This is a genomic window from Paenibacillus eucommiae (genome assembly GCF_017874215.1).
GTDB lineage: Bacteria > Bacillota > Bacilli > Paenibacillales > NBRC-103111 > Paenibacillus_AI > Paenibacillus_AI eucommiae.
Genome location: NZ_JAGGLB010000050.1, coordinates 1 through 26,407, shown reverse-complemented (window position 1 = coordinate 26,407; position 26,407 = coordinate 1). Strand labels below are relative to the sequence as shown.

Genomic DNA, 26,407 nt, shown 5'->3' with positions numbered 1-26,407 from the left:
TAACGATGAAAATCATCGTTAAGTGGAGCACCAGATCATTTCGGAGGAGGGCAGATTGCTTCGGGGTATACTCTTCCCTCTTCTATGCTTTATTACTGTAAAACACTTAAACTTTCTTATATTGCAAAAAAAAAACCTTTTGGGAAATTCCCAAAAGGTTTTTTTTTAACGGCTGTAGAACTCGACGATTTGCTTCTCATCAATTTCTTGTGGAAGCTCAGAGCGCTCAGGAAGGCGGATGTATTTACCTTCAAGGGCAGAATCGTTGTATTCCAGGTAAGTTGGAAGATAGTTGCGGTTAGCCAGTGCTTCTTTGATGGAAGACAGGTTCTTGCTTCTTTCACGCAAGCCAAGCGTTTCGCCAGTTGATACGGTATAAGAAGGGATATCTACTTTTTTACCGTTAACTGTTACGTGACCATGAGCTACTAATTGACGAGCTCCTGAACGCGAGTTAGCGAAGCCTAGACGGTAGATCAGGTTGTCCAAACGGCTTTCAAGCAATACCATAAAGTTCTCACCGGAGATACCTTGGATCTTGGAAGCTTTATCAAACAGGTTGCGGAACTGCTTCTCGTTCATGCCGTACATGTGACGAAGCTTTTGCTTTTCTTGTAATTGAATACCGTAACCACTCAGCTTTTTACGTTGTCCGGGACCATGTTGACCTGGAGGGAATGGACGTTTCAATTCTTTTCCGGAACCGCCTAGGGAAATACCCAAACGACGGCTTAATTTAAATTTAGGACCTGTATAACGTGACATGTAGGAAAAACTCCTTCTTTTTCATATATAGGTTGGATGTTCAAGGATGTGTTGGTGAATTCATGTGCCCAATTTTGCTAAAGAATCCTCTGGACTCCCTGGCAAGAGTAGTTCAGCCGCTGTCTTGGCAGGAGCAAAATCAGTGAGGGTGATCACAAGAAACGTTCACCGGAATCATGTTGGTACTCGACTTCTAATTCTATTAAAAACATCTTAAGATGTCAAGTGCCTAACCCATGTCTATCCATTTCCATAAATGAATAAATAGTGCAATGAGCTTAGAAAAATAGTATGATATAGGGGTGTAAATCTACCTAAGCACGCCACTTCAACTTTTATTGATTAAGGAGAAGCTTATGAGCGACCATCTTCATGAGTCCAAACAACCAGAACATATGGAACATGAGCGGCATGGCGAAGACTTTTTGCAGCATGGGCTGGTGTTACCTGTAAAGTCATTGCATAGTGGAGACTCAGACTCGGTTCAACCTTCTCTTCAAGAGGCATTTAGTTTTTGGCTGCAACACTCCCAGCCCCAAAGGATATTCTCCGGAGCGGCTTTTCTTCTTACTAATATGAATTTAGAGGTTATTGATGCAGCCGCAAATGAAGAAATAGGCAAGCTGATTCCCTTAACAAAGGGTTATTCTTGGAAAGATCCCGCTCTGGGGAATCATGCATTTATAGAATGCATGGCTTCTAAGACTTACGGCTTTGTACAATTTGAAGAACATGAACAACAGGGATTGCTGCTGGGAAGTGCCAGCTATGCGGCGTCCGTATATACAGAAACAGGTGAATGTATTGGGCACATAGGTATTATTACCTATGAAAAGTGGAATCCTGACAAGCTAATAAATTTCTGCATGACATGGATGAATTCGTTCAGAAACAGCACGTTACTTTTCGTTGAAAAGCAAGAAAATCTTGTACTGAAGCGTGAGCAGCAAAAAAGAGAGCTGGAAGTCAGGAAAAGAGACATTCTCTTTCAGGCGGCTAAGAAGCTGCACGCCAAAATCGACGTCGATTCCGTTTTAACGGAAGTTATTGAGAGTATGCACAGCGCTTATCCAAATATTCAGATCGACCTCTTTCTTACTCAAGACAGCGAAAGCACAAGCTTGCAAGTTAAGCCGCTGAATTTCCAAACGTTTGAAGGCGATATTTGTACAAAAGCTTTTATAAATGGTTTTTTAATCTTTGAACCAGCGATGCCTGCCGGCCAATCTGGTGCTGGCGGTAAAATAGCTGCCCCTCTTTCTGGAAAGCAAGGTGTGTACGGTATATTGTATTTGCAAATAGAACAGCAGATTGATGCTGCCGACATCCAATTTATTTCTATGCTTGCTGATACTGCAGGTTCTGCTTTTGAAAATGCCAAGCTGTATGAACAATCGAATTTTTTGATTGATGAGCTCAGGCTGATTAATGAAATCACAAAAAGGCTGAATGAAAGTCTTAAACTGGACGAAATTTTTGATTTTGCCTGCTCGGAGCTGCCGCATATTTTCGGTGCGGATTATTGCTGTATTCTTCAAGTGGATGAAGACGAGGAGAAACTGCTGTTGCAAGCAAGCAATGCAGCAGCCTTCTCGGACGAGAAGCTTATTTTGGACCAGGAGTTTTCAGACTTTCTATTTGCAACCAGGGAGCCAATTATCGTCTCTGATTACGGAGTTCATGCTAGAGGCGATATGAAGCTGAAGGCGCTAACTAGAGCACGCTCCCTAATTGCCACCCCAATAAAGGTAAATGGGCACGTAGGGGGCATGATACTGGTTATGCATAGAGAACCTAATTATTTTACTTACGACAACTACAAGCTTCTTCAAGTCTTGTCAGGCCATATCGGATTGGCCATAAAGAACGCTTCCCTTCATGCAGAAGTCAATCGAATGGTGATCACAGATCATTTAACCGGACTTTATGCACGGCATTATCTGGACGAGCAGGCGAATATAAGGCAAAAGACAGACTATTGCGGCTCACTAATCGTTGTGGATATTGATGATTTCAAGCAGGTAAATGATACGCATGGACATCAGGTTGGCGATAAAGTTCTGATTCAAGTAAGCTGCATTATCCAGACGATAATCGGGAAATCCGATATTGCAGCAAGATGGGGCGGCGAGGAGTTAGCTATTTACTTGCCACAGGCAAGCAATAAGTACACACAGGAGATTGCAGAAAAAATTCGGGCCCGTGTGATGAAGGAGACGAACCCCTCGGTGACTGTATCCTGCGGGATATCTGACTGGAGCTGTGAAGAGAAAAAAATAAGTGTGGAAGCCTTATTCTATAGAGCTGACATGGCACTTTATCAAGCTAAGCATGGCGGGCGCAATCAGATCAAAATGGGCTAGCGCTGACTTTGCAGCTGACGGAGCAAGGAAAGGTAGGTTGTTTTTTTTGGCTTTTCTTAAAAAAAGGCGGCTGTTGATAATTTTGGTCGTGCTGGTCCTTCTGGTGGTCCTTATCCATTTTTTATTTTTTACGAGAAACGGAGTCAGGCTGACCCACAGTAATATGCATCAATTAACTGCTTATATAGAGTCATTAGGCTGGTATGGCAAAATCATTGGCATGGTTGCTGTGTTTTTGCAAACCTTTTTTCCTTTTATTCCTTTTGTCCTGGTAGCTGGCACTAATGTAGCTATTTTTGGCTTCAAATTGGGTTTTATCGTAAACTACAGCATGTCGGTTTTAGGGGCTGTCTGCTGCTTTTTATTTGCCAGGTATTATGGTCATGGTTGGGTAGAGAGGAGGCTGCAGCGCTTTCCGGTAATTACTCAGTTTAGCAAGCGAATGGAGTCTCAAGGTTTCTTCTATGTACTCCTGGGTCGTTTGATTCCAGTCATCCCCTCATCGGCCATTAATTTGGCAGCGGGATTGACCCGGATTAAAGTCAGTCAATTTCTATGGGGCACTATAATTGGTAAAATTCCAATTGTTTTTCTTGAATCGATGATTGCCCATGATTTGTTTCATTTCCGCAAATATAAAGACCGCTTGCTGCTGCTGCTCTTGATTTTAGTCATACTGTTGTTGATCGGGAATTGGTTTAAGAAAAGGCTTGCTTCCAAGGCACAAGATGAAGAGCGATAGGGGCTTCCCGCAAAAGAGTCTTTTGCCTGGTTCAATGTGGTAAAATTGTGTTGCACTCGGCGAGCTTCCAAGTTATCATAGAGGGAGTATTGAAGAGCGATTTTAAAGCGAAAATGGAGGAATCCCCATGCCAAGTGCCAATAATGCCGCAATTGTAGAAATTTCACAAACCGCTAACAAATTCAGATCTTCTATCGTGCTGCAGTATGATAATAAGTATATCGACGTGAAGAGCATTCTTGGTCTGTTCACGACACTGCTAAGCTCAAGCAAGTATGATCTTCATGTTCATGGACCGGACGCGGATGAAGCGAAGGTAGCTATGGCAGAAGCATTCGCCAAGCATAATCTTGCCATTAACGTGGTTGCGGAGTAATCAACCCAAGAAGGTATTTCCGGATCTGCTTTCCGGGATACCTTCTTCTCTTGTATATTCATTCGATTTCGCTTAATATAGATCATATAAGGACAGATGACTTAGTATATTGGGGGGAAGTTTGAATGTCTTCATCTGAGCTATTGCTTACTCTTAATAACAAAGCACTTAATCTTCTTCAAGAAGATGCAGATAAAATCGAAAAGCTGATCGAAGTCCAGATGGAAAACTTGACGACTCGTCAATGCCCGCTGTACGAGGAAGTGCTGGATACGCAGATGTACGGTTTATCGAGAGAAGTTGACTTTGCTAAACGGGCGGGACTTATAACAGATTTGGCCGGGAAACAAATTATTAGCAAGCTGGAACGTAATCTTGCAGAGCTATATGAAGCTCTGAATCAAAAAAAGTAACCCAGATGGGTTACTTTTTTTTGTGACATAAATCTGCGTCACCTATACGAGATAGAAGACGATTCCCAGTATGACATAGACAACCAGGAGAAGAACACCTTCGTACCAGCTGGTGGAACCGTCCTGTGAAATCGATTTGGTAATAAGAACGGCAACTGCGATGGCAGCCAGCTCATAAGTGGTAAATACGATGTCCATGGTGTTTCCGAAGAAGAAGCTGATAATGATAAGCACAGGTGCTACGAACAAAGCAATCTGTAAGGAGCTACCAACAGCGATCTCCACTGCTGCCCCCATCTTGTTCTTCATTGCCATCATCACAGCGGCGCTATGCTCGGCAGCATTGCCTATGATCGCGATCAGGAAGGCACCTACGAAGAGCTCTGACAATCCGAATCTATGAGTGATCTCCTCCAGGGTACCTACGAGCCATTCACTGGTGAAGCCGACCATAGCTGTAGCTAAGACGAGGAATATAATGGACGTTCGTTTGGACCAAGCAGGCTCCCCGTGCTGCACGACCTCATCTGCCAGTTCATTTTTATGAGTAACCATAGAGAACAGGAGCCAAAGCAGATAGGCGACAATCAGGATGCCAGCGACAATCATGCTCATGGAGGAGGTTTCTTTAGGAGTGAGGTCTTTAACGAAAACAGCGGGAATGAAGAGCGCCACAATAGCCAGAACCATGAGCGAGGCATTATGCGATGCCAGCGTTTTGTTAAATTTCTGTTCCTTAAATTTCAGTCCACCTAAGAGGATGCTCAGACCGAGAACTAAGAGCAGATTACCGATAATCGCGCCTGTTAAGCTTGCTTTGAGAATATCAAAGAGCCCATCCTTAATTAGAAAGATGGCGATGATCAGCTCTGCCGCATTACCAAACGTAGCGTTCAGGAAGCCGCCTAGACGATCTCCGGCATAGTGAGCTACGCTCTCGGTAGCTTTCCCGAGAAAGCCGGCTGCAAATAAAATCGTGATCGCTGAAAGAACAAACTGAACGATGGTGTTCATATGTGTGTAATGAGCGATACCACTAAGCACAAAACTAATTGCTAACCCGCCGTGTAAAAACTTTGCTTTCAATTTGAACCCTCCGATGGTCATATTCGTCTACTTCATAAATGCATGATTTCAATATAACTAATTTTTACCATAAAGTAAATTGGATAAACCAGAAGGCTTGTTTCTTGCTTTCACAAGAAGAACTTATTACAATATAGCTATATTCAGTTATAGGAGTGATCGTTATGTCCGAAGTCCAGCAAACCGGACTTATCCGAATTTCCGACGATGTAGTATCGACAATTGCAGGTCTCGCAGCACTTGAAACTCCGGGCATAGCTGCTATGTCAGGTGGCATTTCTGAAGGTTTAGCCAAAAGGTTAAGCGGAAAAAATGTACAAAAAGGAGTTTCTGTAGAAGTCGGACACGTAGAAGCGGCGATCGATCTCAGAGTTATTGTGAACTATGGATCACGAATTCAAGATGTGTGTAGGGACCTCCAGGAAAATGTGAGAGAGGCAGTAGAGAATATGACTGGTTTATCGGTCATAGAGGTTAACGTAAAGGTCGAAGGTGTAGCATTCAGAGAAGATGAAATAGAGGACCCCCATCGGGTCAAATAATCGTGCAGCACAAAGAAAAAACCTAATCGATACGATTAGGTTTTTTTCGCTGATTTGTCAGCGGTGCTGCTTTGCTCTCTCGATATGCCCAGTAAAACTCCCATACTAATCAATGTGATCATCATCGAGGTACCTCCGTAGCTGATAAAAGGCAGTGTAACACCTGTCAGCGGTATGGTACCCGTAACGCCACCGATATTAATGACAGCCTGGAACGCTATCATTCCCATGATACCTATACCTGAAAGCATACCGAAGGTTTCCGTACACCGCACAGATATAAGGATACCCCTCCATATAAAGAGCAGGTAGATTAACAGAAATATAGCAATACCAATAAAACCGAGCTCTTCTCCAATAATAGCAAAAATAAAGTCATTGTGAGCTTCCGGTAAGTAATGAAGCTTCTGAATGCCTTGTCCGAAGCCCGCTCCGACAAGACCACCATGTCCAAAAGCATAAAGGGACTGGATAATTTGATAGCCTCCGCCGAGGGGATCATCCCAAGGATTCAAAAACCCCGTTAAGCGGTGAATCCGATAGTCATACTCAAGCGGATCACTGTTAAGTAAAAATAAACTGACTCCAATAGCAGCAATTGCGGCTCCACTTACCCCAAGCAGAAATACATGCTTTAAATTGGATCCGCCAACGGCGATAACAATGACTGCGCAAAACAATACGATCATACAAGAACCAAGATCAGGCTGGAGCATGATCAAAAAACAAACCAGCCCAACGATGCAGAGCGCTGGAAGCAGCCCTTTTTTGAATTGGCGGAATTTATCGCCCTTATTGCTAATTAGAGCTGCCAAATAGAGAATGATACCCAGCTTGGCAAACTCAGAGGGTTGAAGACCAAAGGAGCCGATGTAAAACCAGCTATTGGCTCCTTTGGTGGAAATACCGAAGGGAACCATAGTTAGCATAATAAGGATGACCAAAAAAGCGGGAAGGACCAGCTTTTTCAGCTTTGAATAATGGATGTTCATGCAGAATAACATACCGATCGTGCCGATCACAACAGCAATGGCTTGCTTCTTCGTGAAAAACCAAGGATCTCCCTTGGTGATAGGACTGGTAGCACTTGTCATGGAGCTTGCGCTGAAAACCATGGCTAAACCGAAGCAAACAAGTGAAAATGTCAGGAAGAGTAGCAAAAAATCAGGCGTTCCTCTGCGGGGGACATTCATATCAGCCCCATTATTCCGATAGTAACTGCTGCAGCTGTCCTATTTTTTGCTCAGCTATTTTAGTGACGGAAACAGGAATCGGTACATCATAAGCCAAACCGTGTGGAAAGGTTGTTTTGCCAATGTACGCTTCTTCCAGATAGAGAATGGCATAAGGAGATTCCAGCTTGCCCGATTCAACTCTGGCATTGATGCGGAGAAAATATTCATCCTTTTGCGTTCTATCTTCAATTTTCAAGTCATAAGTCGCGCGATAATACTCCCATTGCCAACGAACAAAGCCGAGCTTTGAAGTTACTTCATCCAGGTGAGCCAAATCGCTTTTCAAACCTTTTAAGTTAGCAGTTTCAATAATCACTGGTAAACGCCTCCATAGTATACGTGTGCATTCATCATTTAATGATATTATGTTTCAACAGGTTCTGCAAGTCGAATGCATGCCTTAAATTAGAACGTTATTGGAATTTTTGCATAACAAATAGCCTCTTGGCAAGTTTGGCTTCTCATTTTATGGCAATTAACAGGTGAAATACGTCACTGGTTTTGTTAAAATATTAGAGAGTATACAATTCGCCAAGCCTTAGACATAGTGGAGGTTTCCATATGATAAAGAATTTTGAAGCAGCATTGGAAGAAATTAATGAAGAGATGATCGGCTGGAGACGTCATTTGCACCAGCATCCTGAAGTATCCTACAAGGAGGTCCGTACGGCTCAATTCGTAGCCGAGCATTTGCAGAGCTGGGGTATAGAGGTGCGGACGAACGTAGGAGGACATGGACTTGTTGGCTTCTTAAAAGGGGGGCAGGATGGACCCACTGTAGCCCTAAGGGCCGATATGGACGCCTTGCCGATTCAGGATGAAAAGCAGTGCGAATATGCATCGAAGGTACCTGGGGTGATGCATGCTTGTGGTCATGATGCACATACCTCAACCCTCCTCGGCATAGCAAAAGCTGCAAGCAGGCTGAAGGGCTCACTCAAGGGCAATTTGATCTTCTTGTTTCAGCATGCGGAAGAAATAACCCCGGGCGGAGCTAAATCCATGATTGAAGCTGGCGCTTTGGCGGGGGCTGATGCAGTTTACGGTGTACATCTTTGGACGCCTTTCCCAGTTGGCCATGTCTATTGTAGGGCTGGAGCGATGATGGCAGCACCTGATGAATTTATTATTAAGATCATTGGAAAAGGGGGTCATGGAGGCCTGCCTCATCAAACGATCGATAGTATTTCGGTGGGGGCTCATCTGGTTGTCAATTTGCAGACAATTGTCAGTCGGATGGTAGATCCTACAGAGCCTAGTGTGGTAAGTGTGGGGTCTTTTCATGCAGGCAGCAGCTTCAATGTAATTGCTGAAACATGCACTATAGTAGGAACTGTGCGCTCATTTGATGCAGACTTGAGGCTCGATATTAAAGAGAAGATGGAACGGATTATTGCTTCCACTTGCGAAATGTTTGGCGCCGATTGGGAGCTGGAATATAAGCTCGGATATCCACCGGTAGTTAACCATGATGAAGAAGCAGCACGGTTTGAGCGGGTAGCGCGTTCGCAGTTTGGGGAAGCACAGGTTCATCATTCGCCACTTATTATGGCTGGTGAGGATTTTGCCTATTATATGCATCATGTGCCGGGGTGCTTTATGTTCGTCGGCGCGGGGAATGAAGAGGCGGGTATCCACCATCCTCATCACCATCCTCAATTCGACATTGATGAGCGTTCGATGCTGCAAGCGGGCAAGCTTCTAATGGGCATGGCACTTGACTACATGGGATGAATGATTTCTGGCATTTCGGAGAATCTAATAGGGGAGGCGGATCATGCTTGATTGCGCCGGATCTGTTCGTTAACTTTGAAGGAGGAATGCCCGAAATGACAGGAAAAATCGTCAAGGATATCATGGCAACAGACTGCGTCACTGTCGGCTTGCAGGATAACGTATTTGAAATTGCACTTAAAATGAAACAGCACGATATAGGTTTCATTCCAGTTGTAGAGGGAAGGAAGCTAATAGGTGTCGTTACGGACCGGGACCTTGTCCTGCGGGGTTATGCCGAGAAGAAATCGGGCTCCGCGGCAGTGCGCGAAGTGATGTCCGATGGAATCGAAACGATTGATTCGCAAACGAAGATTGAGGAAGCTGCCAAAATTATGGCAAAGCAGCAGGTGCGCAGGCTACCTGTAGTCGAGAACGGCGAGCTTGTAGGTATCGTTGCTATCGGTGACCTTGCGGTAAGAGGTAAGTTTGAAGACGAGGCAGGCGAAGCGCTTAGCCAAATTTCTTCAGACAAAAATAATGTGAAGGTCCATTAATCCAACTAGCTTTTACCAGGAAGAATGAACAACACGACTGAAATAAAAGAATGAGCTAAAAAATCAAAGACTTCCCAGACTGCTTTGCTATGCCAAATCAGTGCGGGAGGTCTTTTTTTGTTCAACAACCAGAGGGAATCTGTCAGCAACCCAGTAGCAGCAGCCAGCCCTCCGCCGAAATGAATGTATGTTTCACTTAACGATGTTTTTCATCTTTAAAGCGAGTGTTTCCAAGCGAATCCGCACGTTAATGGTGATTTTTCATCGTTAAAAGAGGTTGGATGGCCCTCTCAGGGTGAATAACAGGGATTTAACGATGTTTATCATCGTTAAATTAAGGTAGTGAAGAGGAAGTGGTGCTTTTAACGATGAAAATTTCGTTAAATCTCATTAAATCTCATTAAATCTCATTAAATCTCCTTAAATCTCATAATCTCATTAAGTAGCAGATCCTCTCCGTTATTCATTCCCAGCGCATTTGCCCAGGGGGAAATCTCTCCAACCAAGAGAAAAACTCTTTGCTGTTGTCCGTTTGAGCTTGGTGTTCGTGTGATATGTGCGATTCATGCGATTGTAGCTGAGCAGAGGGAAGGGCTGTGGGTGGAAGAGCGGTAGCGTCCGCCTTTAAAGATTTGTTCCAACCGCCGTAGCCATTCCATTTCAGGGAACAAATCTTTAACAGCGGCTGGAGTCCACAGCCCTTCCCTTCGCAATGCACCTACGTTATGAACACGAACCTTAAAGGACACCACAAGCCGTCTTCCCAATGATGTCAATATATGCGATAAGAGTGTCAATTTCTAGCAGGATGATGCAGAAATTATATGGTAAACTGGCTTTGTTTGAAAGGGGAGAGACGCTAATGTCTAACAATGACGGAATGAATTATGCACCAAAAGGGAAACCGAATCGTGTTGTGAATAAAGGTGAATTTGTGTTTGCTGCTGTAGGTTTGGATCACGGACATATTTACGGGATGTGCAACGGGCTGATAGAAGCGGGGGCAGATTTGCGGTGGGTGTATGATCCGGATCCGTTGAAGGTGGAAGCGTTTTGCCAGACCTACCCTGAAGTGAGGATTGCTTCGAATGAAGAGGAAGTTTTACAGGATCCGGAAGTGCGCCTTATAGCTGCGGCAGCTATTCCATCCGAAAGAAATGCACTTGGAATGAGAGTGATGAACCATGGGAAGGATTATTTCACCGACAAAGCACCATTCACTTCTCTGGAGCAGCTGGCTGAAGCCAAAAGGAAAGTGGCAGAAACAGGCATGAAGTATGGCGTCTACTACAGTGAAAGATTGCACAACGAGAGCGCTGTATTTGCTGGACAATTGGTGCAGGAAGGGGTCATAGGAAGGGTTATTCAGGTGATCGGGCTGGGCCCGCATCGTTTGAATGCAGCATCCCGCCCCGATTGGTTTTTCAAGCATGAGCGATATGGCGGTATATTATGTGATATTGGAAGTCACCAAATCGAACAATTTTTGTTCTACGCGGGCTGCAAGGACGCTAAAGTAATCAGCAGTAAAGTGGCCAATTATAAGAACAAGGCTTATCCGGAGCTGGAAGACTTTGGTGATGCTTCTCTTATTGGAGATAATGGGGCAACGAATTATTTTCGTGTGGATTGGCTGACACCTGATGGATTAGGCTCATGGGGAGACGGCAGGACTATTATTTTAGGAACGGAAGGCTACATAGAACTCCGAAAGTATATCGACATCGCGCGGGATGCCCTTGGGAATCAGCTTTATCTGGTTAATGGGCAGGGGGAACAGCGTTATAATCTGCAGGGTCAAGTTGGATTTCCCTTTTTTGGCGCATTTATTCTGGATTGCATTCATCGTACGGAACATGCTATGACGCAGGAGCATGCATTTAAAGCAGCAGAGCTCTGTTTGCTGGCACAGAAGCATGCCTTGCATGTAGAAACGGACTGATTATATTTTGATAAGATATTGGGTAATAAAAGAGGGGAGTGCAGCGGGGAAATCCGCCGTACTGCCTTTTTGGCATGCGGGATCATGTTTAAATAAATAGATTTACTTTCATACTAGATAGTAGGAGGGGGTTTAAATGACGTATGATTCGACCCGACCGTTAATTGTGCAAAATGATTTTACTGTTCTGCTTGAGGCTTATCATCAGGATTTTGCTGTTGTTCGCTTATTCCTGGCACAATTTGCTGATCTGATCAAAAGCCCGGATTCACTGCACACCTACCGGATAACACCACTCTCTCTATGGAACGCGGCTTCCGCAGGTATGAAGCTGGAAGAAATGTTGCTGTTTCTGGAAAAGCATGCCAAGTTTGCTCTTCCTCCTGCAGTTGTGCATGGAATGAGAAAATACGTGAAAAATTATGGGCTTTTGAAATTAGTGAATGTTGGGGATGAGCTTCATCTCCTTAGCGAAGATACTGTCGTTTTGAAAGAGCTGGGGGCTCATAAGGCTTTGCAGGACTTATTAGGACAAGCCAGAGGAGAACGGGCAATTGCTGTGTCCCATGCTAACAGGGGGCTATTAAAGCAAGAGCTGATCAAGCTTGGATTACCAGCTTTGGATATGGCCGGCTACCATAGAGGTGAGCCTGTATCCATGGCTCTGCATGAAGCAGAGGGGGGCTTTCGGCTGCGCGGCTATCAGCTTCAAGCAGTTGACTCCTTCTGCCTTGCAGAGAATGAAGGGAGTGGTGTGCTGGTACTCCCCTGCGGGGCTGGAAAAACAATAATAGGTATTGCAGCTATGGCCCGCTTGCAATGTGCTACGTTGATCCTTACGACGAACGTGACTTCTGTCAGACAATGGAAGCGGGAAATTCTTGAAAAAACGAATTTACTGCCGGAGCAGGTGGGCGAATATAACGGAGCACGGAAAGAAGTATTTCCAGTTACTATTGCTACGTATCAGATTTTGACGCATCGCATGTCTAAACAGCTTGATTTTACCCATATGAAGCTATTTGGCCAGAGGGACTGGGGCTTGCTAATCTATGATGAAGTCCATTTGCTGCCCGCACCAGTCTTTCGTAAAACGGCTGATATACAAGCAACCCGGCGATTGGGGCTGACAGCCACATTAATTCGCGAGGATGGCCGGGAAGAGGATGTCTTCTCGTTAATTGGTCCCAAACGCTTTGATGTCCCTTGGAAAGAGCTGGAATCAGAAGGTTGGATAGCACAGGTAGAGTGTCAAGAAATCCGTGTGCCGTTAGCTTCTGAGCTGCGTGAGGCGTATGCAGCATCCGCAGCCAAGCAAAAATTCAGAATCGCAGGAGAGAACGAAGCCAAGCTGCGTGTCATAGAAAAGCTGATCCATCAGCATGCCGCGGAGCCGATATTAATAATCGGGCAATACTTGGATCAATTGCTGTTGATTTCCGAGCAAACCAATGCGCCTATGATCAGCGGAGAAACAGCTCAGGATGAGCGGGAACGGCTGTATTCAGCTTTTAGGAGAGGTGAGATTACTTTATTGATCGTGTCCAAGGTGGCCAATTTTGCCGTCGATCTCCCGGATGCGGCTGTGGCGATTCAGGTTTCCGGCAGTTATGGCTCGAGGCAGGAGGAAGCCCAGAGGCTGGGGAGGATCGTAAGGCCTAAGGCTGGCAGGAACCAGGCGATATTTTACTCCATCATTAGCTCAGCTACGAAGGAGCAGGATTTTGCTTTGAAGCGGCAGCTTTTTCTGGTGGAACAGGGCTATCGGTATGCCGTTGTTGATTGGGAGGAGCTGGCCCTGGAGAAAGGAGATTGCAGATGAAGTACAAGCATGTTTTCGATAAAATGCCGGCATTTATGCTGGAGCAGCTTCAAATTCAGGGCTGGGCCCTTCCATATTTGCAGCAAGGGAGTGAGCTCTCTGAATTGCTAGCGTCAGAGGGAATTATGAGGGAGCTGCAGCACAACAAGCTAAATCGCTCGGAACGTGTGGTTTTGCAGCATATAGTCACTCTGATAGGCAGCGACATGTTCACTCTGGACCAACTGGGAAAACAAGTGGGCATCTATAGATCGGGAGCCGAGCTGCGGGTGGCGCTTGAAGGTCTGAGGAAGTATGGCATTATAGCATCCTTCCGTAAATCATGGGGGGATCTTCTGTATGCCCTGCCCGAGGATGGTTTTGCTGTATGGCAGCAATTGCTGCTTTCAGGAATACAGACTATGACGGAAGCGGAATTGGATGGGCTGGAGAGAACGGAGTCAGAGCTGACAGCCGGGGGATCGAGAGGGATAGCTCAAGAGCTTTTTACACTGCTTGCTTTTGCAGCGCAAGAAGATTTGATTGTAACAGCGAAAGGTCTGCTGCATAAAAAACAGCTGCAAAAGCTGATGGAGCGGCTGCACCTGCCACAGGCAGGCTGTGAAGGCGCAGAGACTACTTATCTGGCTGCAGGAGGGGCTGCCGGGAGCTGGTCCGGTGCGTACGAATTCGGCTTTGCTTTGCTCCTGCATTGCGCTCTGTCTCAAGGACTACTTGTTCAAGAATCCAGTGTGTTTAAACTTAATAAAGAGGCGTTAGCTCTTTGGCTTGAGCTTTCGTTTGAAGAGCAGCAGGTAAGGCTCTACGAGCTTTGGAAGGGGCTTTTTCTTAATGTACCCGTTTGGCTGCAGCACTGCATCGCATGGATTGAGAAGCTGTCCCCAGAGCGGTGGTGCGCGGTAGACGATATCGTGCAATGGTTGCTTTATCATCAAATTCCACAGGATTTTTCAGGGCAAAAAGAGCTTGAAGAAGCATTGCTGCGGCAATGGCTTGTACATCTGCAGGCTTATCGCTGGCTTGACATTGCAGTAGATAAAAAAGGGGAGCTATGGATTCAAAGCTTGATGTCTGAGCGGATGGAAATGAGGCTGGCTGGAACCACAGGATTGACCGCCCAAAAGACGAGTGGACAGATCTCGGAGAAAGGCGCGCTTGCTTTCTATGTACAACCGGATTTCGAGCTTCTTTTGCCGCCATCCGTTCCTTCGGCCATTGAGTGGGAGGTCGCTTCATTTGCAAACCTGAAAAGCTCCGATCAGGTACGCACCTATCAACTAACAAAAGAAAGCTTTCTTCAAGCTTTAGAGCGAGGCGGTGACGGCAAAGCCATCATTGATTTTCTTGAGCGTTATGCGCTGTATGAGATATCACCAGGTGTGCTGCTGACGCTTCACGGGTGGGAGGAGCAGCATGGAAAGCTGGTATTTATGGATGTGACACTGCTGCGGGTACATTCAGTGGAAATAGCAGAGGTCGTTCGCAAAAGCGAGGGCTGCAGCCCCTATATTGCAGAACGTTTAAATGAAGTCGACTTTATTGTTGAAAGAAAGCATGTAAAGCCGTTTGTCGAACAATTAACCCGGATGGGCTATAATCCGAAGAATGCAGTTTCCAAGGAAGAAATTCCAGCCGCGCAAAACCGGTTCAAAGCAAAAGAGCTTCCAAAAACAAGGCTGTTTGATAGCCGGGCACCGTACCCCTTGTATGATTTTGCCCCAATATTAACACGATTTGAAGATTTATATCCGAACTTGCAGGATATTCCAGCTCTTTGGTTGAAGGAATATAGGGACTATCACAGCTCTACCCGCAAGGATATGATCCGTCAGGCCATTGAATGGAGAAGCTCTCTTAAGCTGCGGAAAGAAGGCATGGAGAGAAGCGTTATTCCCCATAGCCTGCTTGAAGATAGAAATGGTTGGACACTTGTTGGCGTAGAAGACAATCAGGAAATTAACCTTCATTCCACTGACTGGGAGGAGATGAAATTACTGCTGCCAGGCATCAATGATCCGTAAGAAAAGGAAGAAATGATTTGTATTCTATGTTATGATGAGAGGGTGTTTATAATAAGATTTTATGTGAAAAGGAAGGGATCCGCTGTATGAGTATAATGGAAGCCGATACGCTGGACATGTCCTCCGTTCTGATACACGCTTATGATATGGGCGATATGATCAAATCCTCTGCCGAGGTGGCAGATTATTTATATTGGAAGGTTGCAGTCGACAGCAGCACAGAAGTAGCGGAGCTGAAAGTTCTGTTTAACAAGAAGAAAGAGCTATTCGAAGAATGCGAACGTTTCGGGCATTATCACCCAAGCTATCATGATGCGTTGGGCCAGGTGAATGAAATACAGGAAAAGCTGAACCGGCTTGAACCTGTGCGCCGCTATAAGGAAGCTGAGGACCGTCTTGATGATTTGCTGTTTACAATCTCCACAACGATTGCTCATGCTGTCTCGGATACGATAAAGGTGCCCAGCAACAATCCTTTACCAACTGGTGGCGGCTGCAGCTCAGGCGGAAGCTGCAGCGGTAAATGCGGCTAAACGAAATGAAGGCGGAACTGGGGGCGGATGCTTCCGACCTCAGTTCCCTGCCAATTGCGCAGTAGCGGATAATGGAATGCGGAGAGGGCTTCCAGCTCAGATAGGCTTAGCAGGTCAAGCTGCAGCAGTGTTTCAACAACTGTAGGGTAAAGAGCTCTTTCACTTCCGTCCTCAACCTTTATGGCTATACCAAGCCCTGCATCAGCTGCAGCGAGCGCAAAGACGCCTTCTGCTCCCATCTTGCCAATGATACGGCCTTGGGTCACCTGAACCAAGCAAGTATCAAATCTGTCACTGCCAGCCAAATAATGAGGATGCTTGCTTATAGCTCTTCGGATCCGGTTGCAGGCGGCTGCGCGCTTTGTGGACAAGTCTCCGGGGCAGCCCAATTTTGCGTAGGCGAGAGCAAGGCTATCAATGCCGATGCCGAATACGGGGACGCCACATCCGTCTATACCCAGCTTGATGTGGGCTCGCTCGACTCCGCTCATTTCGCTGATAATATTCAGCATTTGCTGCTGAACAGGGTGTGCGGCATGTAAATAGTTTTCATGCGACACGTTCATGTGAGCCGCGAGGGTCAACATCCCGCAATGCTTGCCTGAGCAGTTATTATGCAGGGGCGTGGGAGCGGAATGAGCAGCTCTTAGCCGCAAAGCTGTAGGGACATGCCAAGGCTCATGTATGCCGCACTGCAAGTGGTCTGAGTTAAGCTGAAGCTTGGTGAGGATCGATGCTGCCGCGGTCGTATGTTCTGCTTCCCCATTATGTGAAGCACAGAGCAGGGCAATTTCAGCATCGGAGAGCTGGTAATGATCCGCTGCTCCGGATTCAATGACCGGAATAGCTTGAAGCAATTTAGCTGTGGAACGGGCAAAAGTAAGAAAGCCTGCATAGCCAAGCTGCCCCAGCAGCCTTCCTTGATTATTCACAACAGCGATGTGTCCGTGATGGATGCTTTCAGTAAGAGGACCACGGTTGACGTGTACGATGGCTGCCGATGGTTTCATAAATAAGACTCACACTCCAAATCAAGGATTTGTCGAAAAGAGGTAACGGATATGTTCGTCGAAAGAAGCGGAATCATAGTATGGGTAAATGATACGAAAGCAGCCCGAAATTTGGAGCGCTTCGGATCCGTTCATTATATTTCCAAAAAAATGCATTACGTAGCCATGTACGTGCATACGACAAAATTAGAAGAGGCTATGCGAAACATTCAGAAGCTTCCTTACGTTAAGAAGGTAGAGCGCTCTTACCGCAATGAAATTAAAACCGAATACAGCAGTGATGGTCCAGATAAAAGTAAATTTTATACACTTTAATAGCCAGGGGCAATGACAGTGGCTTCGAAAGAAGCCTTGCTCCGCCTTATAAAGAAGCGTTATTTTATCTTTTTGTAATATGTTTTAAATATCAGCGAATTATTTATGAATATTTACATAGAAATTATTCGTTTTATCTAGTAATATAGATAGGACAAGCCATATGTATATAGGTAATTGGCATCATTTTCGCTGGGAGAGGGGTTGTGGATCATGAAAGATAAGATTATGGGCAGATGGAGCACTTACGAACCCTTTTTTGTACCGTTAGGCGATAAAAAAGTGGCGGATATCGTGATCACCAATCACGCACGGCTGAGGTGGGCGGACCGCGTCTCCGGCGAAAAGTCCTCTTTCGAGGAAATATGCAACTTTCTTTGGGATCATCTCAAGAATGACAAGATTGTACCTTATTACAGAAATGAGCAGGATGTTTACCTGGTCGATGAGGATTTGGTAGTGGTTGCCGAATTTGCAAGTTTAGAGAATGAAACCGATATTGTGGGTGATCCGCTCCATAAGATGATCATTGTGACCTTCTTAGGGAAAATGTCGGAAACGATTGAGCTTCGCGATTTGAAATCTTATTATTCCTGGCTCCGCCACTCCCGCAGAATGACATTAATCAAAAACAGCCGTAAACGCAGATAAATAGTGCCATGGAGTATGTGGATATGGGTCCTCATGCTCTTTTTTTTACCTGAATGGACGAAGGCTGTGCTTTTTCATATAATGGTAACCAAGGGTGAATCGGCTGCGGGTCACGATAAAGTCGCGCGCAGCGCTTTAGCCTGTGAATATCAGGTGCGTTCAGCTAAATGCGTGTCTTGATATTTTATAGAAGGGCGGATATCTATGGCACTTAATTTTCACCAATTACATATCTTCTATACCGTTGCTGAAAAGGGAAGCTTCTCCTACGCAGCACAGGCTCTCCATATGACTCAGCCGGCAGTTACGATGCAGGTACAAGCTTTGGAGGATTATTTTGGCATCAAGCTTTTCCATCGCAGCACGAAGAGAATTGAACTGACTGAATCCGGGCGGACATTAATTCCGTATGCCAAACAAAGTGTTGATTTGATTCGCGAGACTGAAATTGCCATGTCCAAATTTACAAAGATGATCGAAGGACGGCTTCAATTGGGAGCCAGCTTAACGATGGGTGAATATATTTTACCGCGACTGCTGGGGCCTTTTAGTAAAGATTATCCAAATATTTCTGTTTCTATGAAGGTTATGAATACAGCACAGATTCTGGACGAGGTTCTTAGCCATCAGCTGAACTTTGGTTTGGTTGAAGCACCTATTCATCATCCTGATATGTATACTGAAGCGGTTCTCAGTGACGAGCTTAAGCTGATCGTTCCCGCTGATCACCCGCTTGCACTTATGGATAGTGTGCGAATGGAGGATACTCTGGAATATCCGTTTGTACTTCGCGAGCAAGGGTCTGGAACCAGAAGGGTAATGGAGGAAGAACTCACTCGTAGACATATAGATTTCAGTTCGATGAAAATTATTATGGAGCTTGGCAGTACGGGAGCGATTAAATCTGCGGTTGAGGCAGGCTTGGGTATCTCTATTTTATCGCAAACTTCCGTGAAGCATGAAGTGACGCTTGGTTTATTCAAGATCATTACCCTGGAGGATATTGCATTTAAGAGAAGCTTTTATGCCATTTATTTAAATTCCACGCTTTTGCCCATTTCTGCGGTGAGCTTTATGACCTTTTTGAGGCAGGATAATTTAAGTCGTTGGCTATAAGTATAAGAGAGGGGCTTTCGAGTTGACCAATTCCATATTTGCGGCGGATTTACATACGCATACCCTTGCATCAGACGGCACACAGTCTGCAGCTGCTAACGTAGCTATGGCCAAACAAGCAGGATTAAGTGCACTTGCAATTACGGACCATGATACCGTTTCAGGCGTGGCTGAGGCTATTGCCGAAGGAAAGCGGTTAGATGTCGAAATTGTACCTGGTGTGGAGATCAGTACGATTGCAGGTGAGCAAGACATTCATGTATTGGGCTATTTTATTGATTATACAGATGCGCAATTTCTGGAAAGACTTGAAAACCTGAGAGAAGTAAGAAATACCCGAAATGAGTTAATGCTGGAGCGCTTGCGGCAGCTTGGTATGAATATCACGATAGCAGATGTGCATCAGGAGGTAGAGGCTACCAAATCTGAAGGGGATACTGTGGGGAGACCGCATATTGCTGCTGTTTTGCTTAAGAAAGGGTACGTGACTTCCATTCGGGAAGCATTTGACCGTTATCTTGGAAGAGATGGTGCTGCATATGTCAACCCGCCGCGAATCGACCCGGCCACGGCTATTAAGTGGATTCATGAAGCAGGGGGCTCGGCAGTATTGGCACATCCGGGTATATATGGGGATGATGCTTTGGTTGAACATATTATTCGTGGTGGCATCGATGGAATCGAGGTTTATCATTCCGATCATACACCAGAAGATGAAGCCCGGTATTTGCAGCTTGCGAACCGTTATGAGCTGTTAATTACAGCGGGATCGGATTTTCACGGGGAACGGGGCGGTGAGATTTTTCATGCTCCCATCGGGTCCCGTAGAGTAAGTACGGATGTGCTGAAGCAGTTAAATAGAAAGGCTGGTGATTAATGTGAAGCATATTCGCAAAGCGATTATTCCTGCTGCCGGTCTCGGAACCCGATTTTTACCGGCAACGAAAGCGCAGCCGAAGGAAATGCTGCCTATTGTCGACAAGCCTGCGATTCAATACATCGTGGAAGAAGCAATCGAATCCGGCATTGAGGATATCATTATTGTCACCGGACGCAACAAAAGGGCAATTGAAGATCACTTTGACAAATCGGTAGAGCTGGAAATGATCCTGGAGGAGAAGGGGAGCCGGGAGCTGCTGCAAATCGTCCAGTCGGTATCCAATTTGGCCGATGTTCATTATATTAGACAAAAGCAGCCTCTTGGCTTGGGACATGCTATCTTGTGCGCCCGCAAATTCATCGGCGATGAGCCTTTTGCCGTGCTGCTTGGGGATGATATTCTACAATCCTCGCCACCAGGCTTGAAACAAATGATGGACGTATTTGAGCAAACACAGACCTCCGTAATTGGGGTTCAGGAAGTAGCTTGGGAAGATGTGAGCAAATACGGCATCGTGTCGCCTGTTGATGGCATGAGCACATTCAAATGGATAGACGATTTGGTGGAAAAGCCGGACCGGGATGAAGCGCCATCGAACCTGGCCGTAATTGGCAGATATATTATTGAGCCGGAAATTTTCGCTATTCTTGAGAGTCTTGAGCCGGGAAGAGGCGGTGAGATCCAGCTAACCGATGCACTTAGAAGCTTAAACAGGCAGCATCGGATGGTTGCTTACCCGGTACAGGCTAAGCGATATGATGTCGGGGATAAGCTAGGTTATATCGAGGCTACAATTGAGCTGGCGCTGAAAAGACCTGAGCTGCAAGAGCAGGTGAAAGCATATATTCAATCTTTGGTTCGAACGTGGAATGACTAACTTGGAATTAACCTGGAATGACTAGATGAAAGCGAACATGTGATTTTATGGATGGCTGGTACAATGGTTGTGCATGATGCGTATAAGGCATCTAACGCATCTATTGCATCTAACATAAAATCCATACCATTGAGTCAAACGCTAACTTTTAATGTAGAGCCAGATAAAGCACAAAAAAAGAGGACCGATTAAAAAAATCTGGTCCTCTTCAGCCTGTAGTTAGCTTTTAATGATGAAAAACATCGTTAAAGGGAGAGGGGGCAAGCCTCAGGCGTGAGCGCAGGTTCTAAACAGGTTTTAAACTGGCCTCTAAGCAGGCTCAAAGCTGGTTCTAATTAGTTGTCATTTGTTTAATTTGCTGTTCGTCCGGAGTGACGTACAGCGTTTTCTGATTCACATAGATGACGAAGCCTGGTTTGGCACCGTTAGGCTTATGCACATGCCGGATTAGCGTATAATCGACGGGTACTTGGCTTGACGCTTTGGCTTGACTGAAATAAGCGGCTAACTGAGCGGCCTCCAGCAAGGTTTCGTCCGAGTAGGAATCGCTGCGGATGACCACATGAGAGCCGGGTATGTCCTTCGTATGCAGCCAGGTATCGGAAGCTGATGCAAGCCGGTTGGTCAGGTATTCATTCTGGGTATTGTTTTTCCCCACATAAATCAAGATTCCCTCTCTAGAGGTAAAGCAGGAGAGCTTCGGCTTGTCCTGTTTTTTCTTTTTGCGCTGTTTTTTGCGGCGATCCTTCACATAGCCCTGTTCCGCAAGCTCGTCGCGGATTTCTTCAATATCCTGCAGGGAAGCCGCGTCCAGCTGCTGCAGAAGTGAGCTTACATAGAGAATTTCCTGGCGGGTCTGTGTCATTTGCTCTTCGACGATCGTCATGCTGCTTTTCATTTTTGTGTATTTTTTATAGAAACGCTGTGCATTTTGGGAGGGGCTCAGCTGGGGATCCAGCGGAATCCTGACATCAGCTTGCTCTTCATCGTAGTAATTGATAGTAATAAGCTCTTTGTCACCTTTGCGAACCTGGTGCAGAGAGGCTGTCAGCAGTTCGCCTAGTATACGATATTGGTCCGCACCTTTGGCTTCCTGCAGGGTTTCCTGCAGCTTTTCCAGCTTTTTTACATTTTTATTTTTTTCATTTTGCAAAAAACGGATTAAATCAGAGACCCTCTGCTTAACGGTATCCCGCTCTGCTTTATTGCCATAGAAGCTCTCCAGACATTCCCCGGCTGTAGCATAATGAGTCACGGTTCCCTGTATATGTGTTAAGGCGGTCATCGCAAAATAAGGCTTGCCGCTTCTTTCGTCCTCTACAATATTAGGCTCATATTTATGCTCTCTGATTTGCCCCATAATGCCGGAGAAGGCTTCCCAAAGCGCAGCAATATCCGCTTCTCCAACGATCAAGTGTGCAGGCTGCCCGCTGCGGTAAATAATCTCCTTGGCTGCCAAAGGGCTCAGTCCGCTAAACGCAGCAACCAGTCGCTGATCAAGCTTATCAGGCTTTCGCTCCACAGGCGGGGCAAATGAAGCTTCGATCTCTTGCTCCAAGGTAAGCTTGGGCAATTCCCGGGTGCCTGGTGCTTCCCAATGCTCCGAAGAGAATGCCTCTCGAAACTCGGATGAGGATACATGCAGTGGGTTTAACTTGTGTTGAGCAGGGGGGGCTGTATAAGTACTGCCTGGCATTACAATGCGATAGGAGCTGATAGCAGGAGTGACATGATGAATACCATCCAGTATCGTTCCGCTATTAGAATCGATCAGAATGATATTGCTGTGGCGGCCCATAATTTCAATTATGATCGTTTTGAGGCTGATATCTCCCAGCTCATCCCGCTGCCGTATATGCAAGTGAATCATCCGCTCCATATCCATTTGTTCAATGGCCTCTATAACCCCATTCTCGCAGTGCTTACGCAAAAGCATGCAGAACATCGGAGCATCCATGGGATTCATAAACTGCTGCTCTGTGAAATGAATGCGCGGATAAGTAGGGTTAGCTGAAAGCAGCAGCTTCAGGTTTTGCCCTTGGGCCCTGATGTGAAGCAGAATCTCGTTCTCGCTGTGCTGATGAATTTTATTGATACGCCCTCCAATACATGCTTTAAGCTCATGCACTACCGCATGCAGGACGAGTCCGTCTAATGCCATTACAAACAACTCCATTCTGTACTCGAATCCTAAGGCTACTGAGCCTTCCAAAAGAGGTACTCTCCAGCACCTTACATTTCGTTATCCTCTATCATGCCACACTTCTAACAAAAATTTAAGCTTCTTTTTTCACTAAAGATGTTTATAGGGATATTTTCCGGCTTGTCTGAATACATTTAGCTTGAGTGCAGGTTGGGGTTTGTCCAGAGCATGTAGAGGCGAACTTATTGTTAAATGATGAAGGTGGGAGGGAGAAGGGCAAATGAGTCAGAGCGAATGGTACCAGATGACACCGGAAGAGGTATTGCAATCTCAACAGGTGAGTGTGGAGCAAGGGTTGTCTTGGGATGAAGCTCGCAGGCGTCAGGAGGAATTAGGTTTAAATGAGCTTATGGAAGGGCAGCGTGTCTCCCCGATTACGTTATTTTTAAATCAATTTAAGGATTTTATGGTGCTGGTTCTTGTAGGAGCCACCCTTATTTCTGGTCTGTTGGGTGAATATCTGGATGCGATAACGATCATTGCTATTATTGTTATGAACAGTGTTCTCGGGTTTGTTCAGGAGTTCAGGGCGGAACGCTCGCTGAGGGCTCTTAAGGAGCTGTCTGCTCCAAATGCTAAAGTGCTCAGAGAGAATACAATCCATCAGATTCCGGCCAAAGAATTAGTGCCTGGAGATATCGTGCTTATAGAAAGCGGGGATCGCATTCCTGCAGATATAAGGTTTCTGGAGGCTAATGGCGTGTATGTGGAAGAATCCGCGCTTACGGGTGAATCTATTCCAGTCAGCAAAATTACGGATGCCTTGCCTTCAGTTGAGGTCACTCTAGGTGACCAGAGAAATCTTGGTTTTATGGGAACTATGCTGGCCAGAGGCAACTCCAAAGCAGTTGTGGTAAGGACAGGAATGACAACAGAAATGGGCAAGATCGCAGATCTGATTCAGAATACAGAATCGATGGAAACTCCTTTGCAGCACCGGCTGGAGCAGTTGGGCAAAATATTAATTATTGTAGCTATCTGTTTGACTGTACTCGTGGTTATCGCAGGTATTTTACACGGACAGCCTCCCTATGGCATGTTTCTTGCAGGAGTCACCTTAGCCGTTGCTGCTATACCGGAAGGCTTGCCAGCTATAGTAACGATTGCTTTGGCGCTCGGCGTGCAGCGAATGATCAAACGCAAGGCGATTGTACGCAAGCTTCCCTCGGTAGAAACGCTGGGCTGTGCATCGGTCATCTGTTCTGACAAAACAGGCACGCTGACACAGAATAAAATGACAGTTACACATCTCTGGGTAAGTGGGCATGTAATGGAAGTAAGCGGCGATGGCTATTCGCCTTATGGAGATATCAAATGCAGGGGAGAAAGCATGGAGGTTTCCAAAAATCCTATGCTCAGCAAGCTCCTGGAGGTCTCAGTGCTTTGCAACAATGCTACCTTGCAGGTTGAAAAAGTGGAAGCCAAGGGCAAAAAGAATAAAAACAGTGATCCGATATCGGACTGGCATATCAATGGGGATCCCACAGAAGGGGCGCTCGTCGTACTCGCGGCGAAATCAGGGCTAACCGCTGAAGCCTTGGCAGATCAGTTTAAGCGCGTTGCAGAGCTGCCTTTTGACTCGGAACGCAAGCGCATGTCGGTCATTGTCAACCATCGGAGCGGCAGGATGATTTGTACAAAAGGGGCGCCGGATGTGCTTCTGCAGCACTGCAGCTATATGATGTGGGACGGCAAGATTATTCCTTTCACACCTACGCTCAAACAAAGGGTCATGGATGCTAATGAGGGAATGGCTAAAAATGCACTGCGTGTGCTGGGGCTCGCTTACCGTGATGTGAAGACGGCAGAACGCATCGAAGAAGACCAGGGAATGGAGAGCGGACTTATTTTCGTTGGGCTCACCGGCATGATAGATCCGCCGCGTAAGGAAGTGCGTGAAGCCATCGCCAAGTGCCGCAAGGCAGGGATCAAAACAGTTATGATAACCGGTGATCATCAAACCACGGCAGAAGCAATTGCCAAGCAACTGGGGATGATTCCGGCAGCGGGCATGAGCCTCAGCGGACAACAAATAGCGCTGATCACCGATGAAGAGCTTGATGCCAAGGTCGATGACATTTATGTATTTGCCCGCGTATCTCCAGAACATAAGCTGAGAATTGTGAAGTCGCTGCAGCGTAAGGGTCATGTGGTGGCGATGACAGGAGATGGCGTCAATGATGCCCCGGCTATCAAAGCTGCTGACATCGGGATTTCTATGGGTATAACAGGCACAGACGTTACTAAGGAAGCTTCTTCATTAATACTAAGTGATGATAACTTTGCTACGATCGTAGCAGCTATTGAGGAAGGAAGAGGAATTTACGAAAATATCCGTAAATTCATCCGCTATCTGCTGGCTTCCAATGTAGGCGAAATTTTAACAATGTTCATAGCGATGATGGCTGGACTTCCGCTCCCGCTCGTACCCATCCAAATCCTATGGGTGAATCTGGTCACAGATGGTCTGCCAGCAATGGCGCTGGGTGTGGATCAGGCTGAGAAGGATCTGATGCAGCATCGCCCGCGGTCTGCGAAAGAAAATATATTTGCCCGCCGCTTGGGCTGGAAAATAATTAGCCGTGGAATCCTCATCGGTATTTGTACGCTTGCCGCCTTCTGGCTGGTGCTGCGCACCAATCCGGGCGATCCGGCACATCTGTTGAAAGCTCAGAGCGTAGCGTTCGCTACCCTCGTGATGGCGCAGCTCATTCATGTGTTTGACTGCCGCAGCTCGCGCTCGATCTTCCACCGAAATCCATTGCAGAACCGTTATTTGGTGCTTGCCGTGCTCTCATCCTTAGGGCTGATGCTGGCTGTAATGTACGTTGAGAAGCTGCAGCCTATCTTCAAAACGGTACCGCTTGGCTGGGAGGAATGGATACTTGTACTCGTAGCCGCGGGAATACCGACGTTCTTAATGGGAGTGGGCAGCCTCATGCACAAGCCATCGAAAAAAAGAACACTCCGTTACAGCTCCAGACCCGTTGCCAGATGAATAAAATAGAAACTAGAGAAGCCGCCCGATTCAGGGCGGCTTCTCTTTGGCAGGATCGGTACTTTTTAGCTGGAATGGAAGGTATGTAGGAGGAAAAACGAGAGTAGCAGCCTAGTCGCAGTCCGCCCACCGTCGAAATGATCTGGTGCTCCACTTAACGATGTTTTTCACATTAAGCATGCATTAAAGCTCACATCGATTTACAAATAATGGATATGGGAAAATCCGGTTCAGATATTTAGGAGTA

The 26,407-nt window shown here is 46.1% G+C and carries 23 protein-coding genes; 17 read left to right on the top strand and 6 right to left on the bottom strand.

The window, feature by feature from the left end:
* Positions 1 to 165: 165 nt before the first annotated feature.
* Positions 166 to 765: a 30S ribosomal protein S4 gene (gene rpsD, locus J2Z66_RS39170; RefSeq protein WP_209978978.1), complete on the bottom strand. Its 600-nt coding sequence runs from the start codon at positions 763 to 765 to the stop codon at positions 166 to 168.
* 356 nt (positions 766 to 1,121) lie between these two features.
* Here rpsD and J2Z66_RS39165 point away from each other — a divergent pair, with 356 nt between their 5' ends.
* From J2Z66_RS39165 to J2Z66_RS39150, 4 genes are all read left to right on the top strand, one after another.
* Complete coding sequence (locus J2Z66_RS39165) at positions 1,122 to 3,128, top strand: sensor domain-containing diguanylate cyclase (protein WP_209978976.1); 2,007 nt, start codon at positions 1,122 to 1,124, stop codon at positions 3,126 to 3,128.
* A gap of 73 nt (positions 3,129 to 3,201) precedes the next feature.
* Positions 3,202 to 3,870 carry a TVP38/TMEM64 family protein gene (locus tag J2Z66_RS39160; protein ID WP_245376178.1) on the top strand — a complete coding sequence of 223 codons (669 nt, stop codon included), beginning with the start codon at positions 3,202 to 3,204 and terminating at the stop codon, positions 3,868 to 3,870.
* Positions 3,871 to 3,997: 127 nt separating this feature from the next.
* Positions 3,998 to 4,246: an HPr family phosphocarrier protein gene (locus J2Z66_RS39155; RefSeq protein ID WP_209978972.1), complete on the top strand. Its 249-nt coding sequence runs from the start codon at positions 3,998 to 4,000 to the stop codon at positions 4,244 to 4,246.
* 125 nt (positions 4,247 to 4,371) lie between these two features.
* On the top strand, positions 4,372 to 4,659 hold the full coding sequence (locus J2Z66_RS39150; protein WP_209978970.1) for an Fpa/YlaN family protein: 288 nt from the start codon (positions 4,372 to 4,374) through the stop codon (positions 4,657 to 4,659).
* A gap of 42 nt (positions 4,660 to 4,701) precedes the next feature.
* On the opposite strand, the gene cax is transcribed toward J2Z66_RS39150, so the two are convergent.
* Positions 4,702 to 5,766: a calcium/proton exchanger gene (cax, locus tag J2Z66_RS39145; protein WP_209978967.1), complete on the bottom strand. Its 1,065-nt coding sequence runs from the start codon at positions 5,764 to 5,766 to the stop codon at positions 4,702 to 4,704.
* Between the two features lie 143 nt (positions 5,767 to 5,909).
* Here cax and J2Z66_RS39140 point away from each other — a divergent pair, with 143 nt between their 5' ends.
* A complete protein-coding gene (locus tag J2Z66_RS39140) occupies positions 5,910 to 6,287 on the top strand; it encodes an Asp23/Gls24 family envelope stress response protein (RefSeq protein WP_209978965.1) in 378 nt (125 codons plus the stop codon).
* Between the two features lie 35 nt (positions 6,288 to 6,322).
* On the opposite strand, the gene ftsW is transcribed toward J2Z66_RS39140, so the two are convergent.
* Both ftsW and J2Z66_RS39130 read right to left on the bottom strand, forming a co-directional pair.
* Positions 6,323 to 7,480: a putative lipid II flippase FtsW gene (gene ftsW, locus J2Z66_RS39135; protein ID WP_209978963.1), complete on the bottom strand. Its 1,158-nt coding sequence runs from the start codon at positions 7,478 to 7,480 to the stop codon at positions 6,323 to 6,325.
* Positions 7,481 to 7,490: 10 nt separating this feature from the next.
* Positions 7,491 to 7,838: a YugN family protein gene (locus J2Z66_RS39130; RefSeq protein WP_209978961.1), complete on the bottom strand. Its 348-nt coding sequence runs from the start codon at positions 7,836 to 7,838 to the stop codon at positions 7,491 to 7,493.
* 245 nt (positions 7,839 to 8,083) lie between these two features.
* On the opposite strand from J2Z66_RS39130, the gene J2Z66_RS39125 reads away from it, so the two are divergent.
* The 6 genes from J2Z66_RS39125 (at position 8,084) to J2Z66_RS39100 (ending at position 16,110) form a co-directional block, all read left to right on the top strand.
* On the top strand, positions 8,084 to 9,256 hold the full coding sequence (locus J2Z66_RS39125; RefSeq protein WP_209978960.1) for an amidohydrolase: 1,173 nt from the start codon (positions 8,084 to 8,086) through the stop codon (positions 9,254 to 9,256).
* A 95-nt stretch (positions 9,257 to 9,351) separates the two neighbouring features.
* On the top strand, positions 9,352 to 9,792 hold the full coding sequence (locus tag J2Z66_RS39120; RefSeq protein WP_209978958.1) for a CBS domain-containing protein: 441 nt from the start codon (positions 9,352 to 9,354) through the stop codon (positions 9,790 to 9,792).
* Between the two features lie 862 nt (positions 9,793 to 10,654).
* The gene (locus J2Z66_RS39115; protein ID WP_209978955.1) at positions 10,655 to 11,734 is read left to right on the top strand and encodes a Gfo/Idh/MocA family protein; all 1,080 of its coding nucleotides are present in this window, start codon (positions 10,655 to 10,657) and stop codon (positions 11,732 to 11,734) included.
* Between the two features lie 136 nt (positions 11,735 to 11,870).
* Positions 11,871 to 13,556, top strand: a complete 1,686-nt coding sequence (locus J2Z66_RS39110) for a DNA repair helicase XPB (protein WP_209978953.1) — start codon at positions 11,871 to 11,873, stop codon at positions 13,554 to 13,556.
* Entirely contained in the window at positions 13,553 to 15,577 is a 2,025-nt protein-coding gene (locus tag J2Z66_RS39105; protein ID WP_209978951.1) for a helicase-associated domain-containing protein, read from the top strand. The genes J2Z66_RS39110 and J2Z66_RS39105 overlap by 4 nt, the downstream gene beginning before the upstream one ends.
* 86 nt (positions 15,578 to 15,663) lie before the next feature.
* Positions 15,664 to 16,110 (top strand): YlbF/YmcA family competence regulator, encoded by a 447-nt coding sequence (locus J2Z66_RS39100; RefSeq protein ID WP_209978949.1) that lies wholly within the window; start codon positions 15,664 to 15,666, stop codon positions 16,108 to 16,110.
* On the opposite strand, the gene J2Z66_RS39095 is transcribed toward J2Z66_RS39100, so the two are convergent.
* On the bottom strand, positions 16,107 to 17,120 hold the full coding sequence (locus tag J2Z66_RS39095) for an asparaginase (RefSeq protein ID WP_209978947.1): 1,014 nt from the start codon (positions 17,118 to 17,120) through the stop codon (positions 16,107 to 16,109). The genes J2Z66_RS39100 and J2Z66_RS39095 overlap by 4 nt on opposite strands.
* 51 nt (positions 17,121 to 17,171) lie before the next feature.
* On the opposite strand from J2Z66_RS39095, the gene J2Z66_RS39090 reads away from it, so the two are divergent.
* The 5 genes from J2Z66_RS39090 (at position 17,172) to galU (ending at position 20,959) form a co-directional block, all read left to right on the top strand.
* Complete coding sequence (locus tag J2Z66_RS39090) at positions 17,172 to 17,435, top strand: YlbG family protein (RefSeq protein ID WP_209978945.1); 264 nt, start codon at positions 17,172 to 17,174, stop codon at positions 17,433 to 17,435.
* A 213-nt stretch (positions 17,436 to 17,648) separates the two neighbouring features.
* Positions 17,649 to 18,086, top strand: a complete 438-nt coding sequence (locus J2Z66_RS39085) for a hypothetical protein (protein WP_209978942.1) — start codon at positions 17,649 to 17,651, stop codon at positions 18,084 to 18,086.
* A 204-nt stretch (positions 18,087 to 18,290) separates the two neighbouring features.
* Complete coding sequence (locus J2Z66_RS39080) at positions 18,291 to 19,202, top strand: selenium metabolism-associated LysR family transcriptional regulator (RefSeq protein ID WP_209978940.1); 912 nt, start codon at positions 18,291 to 18,293, stop codon at positions 19,200 to 19,202.
* A 22-nt stretch (positions 19,203 to 19,224) separates the two neighbouring features.
* Positions 19,225 to 20,079, top strand: a complete 855-nt coding sequence (locus tag J2Z66_RS39075; protein WP_245376177.1) for a PHP domain-containing protein — start codon at positions 19,225 to 19,227, stop codon at positions 20,077 to 20,079.
* A gap of 1 nt (position 20,080) precedes the next feature.
* The gene (galU, locus tag J2Z66_RS39070) at positions 20,081 to 20,959 is read left to right on the top strand and encodes a UTP--glucose-1-phosphate uridylyltransferase GalU (RefSeq protein ID WP_209978938.1); all 879 of its coding nucleotides are present in this window, start codon (positions 20,081 to 20,083) and stop codon (positions 20,957 to 20,959) included.
* Positions 20,960 to 21,290: 331 nt separating this feature from the next.
* On the opposite strand, the gene J2Z66_RS39065 is transcribed toward galU, so the two are convergent.
* Complete coding sequence (locus tag J2Z66_RS39065; RefSeq protein WP_209978936.1) at positions 21,291 to 23,120, bottom strand: Rqc2 family fibronectin-binding protein; 1,830 nt, start codon at positions 23,118 to 23,120, stop codon at positions 21,291 to 21,293.
* 262 nt (positions 23,121 to 23,382) lie between these two features.
* On the opposite strand from J2Z66_RS39065, the gene J2Z66_RS39060 reads away from it, so the two are divergent.
* The gene (locus J2Z66_RS39060) at positions 23,383 to 26,160 is read left to right on the top strand and encodes a calcium-translocating P-type ATPase, SERCA-type (RefSeq protein ID WP_209978934.1); all 2,778 of its coding nucleotides are present in this window, start codon (positions 23,383 to 23,385) and stop codon (positions 26,158 to 26,160) included.
* Positions 26,161 to 26,407 lie beyond the last annotated feature (247 nt).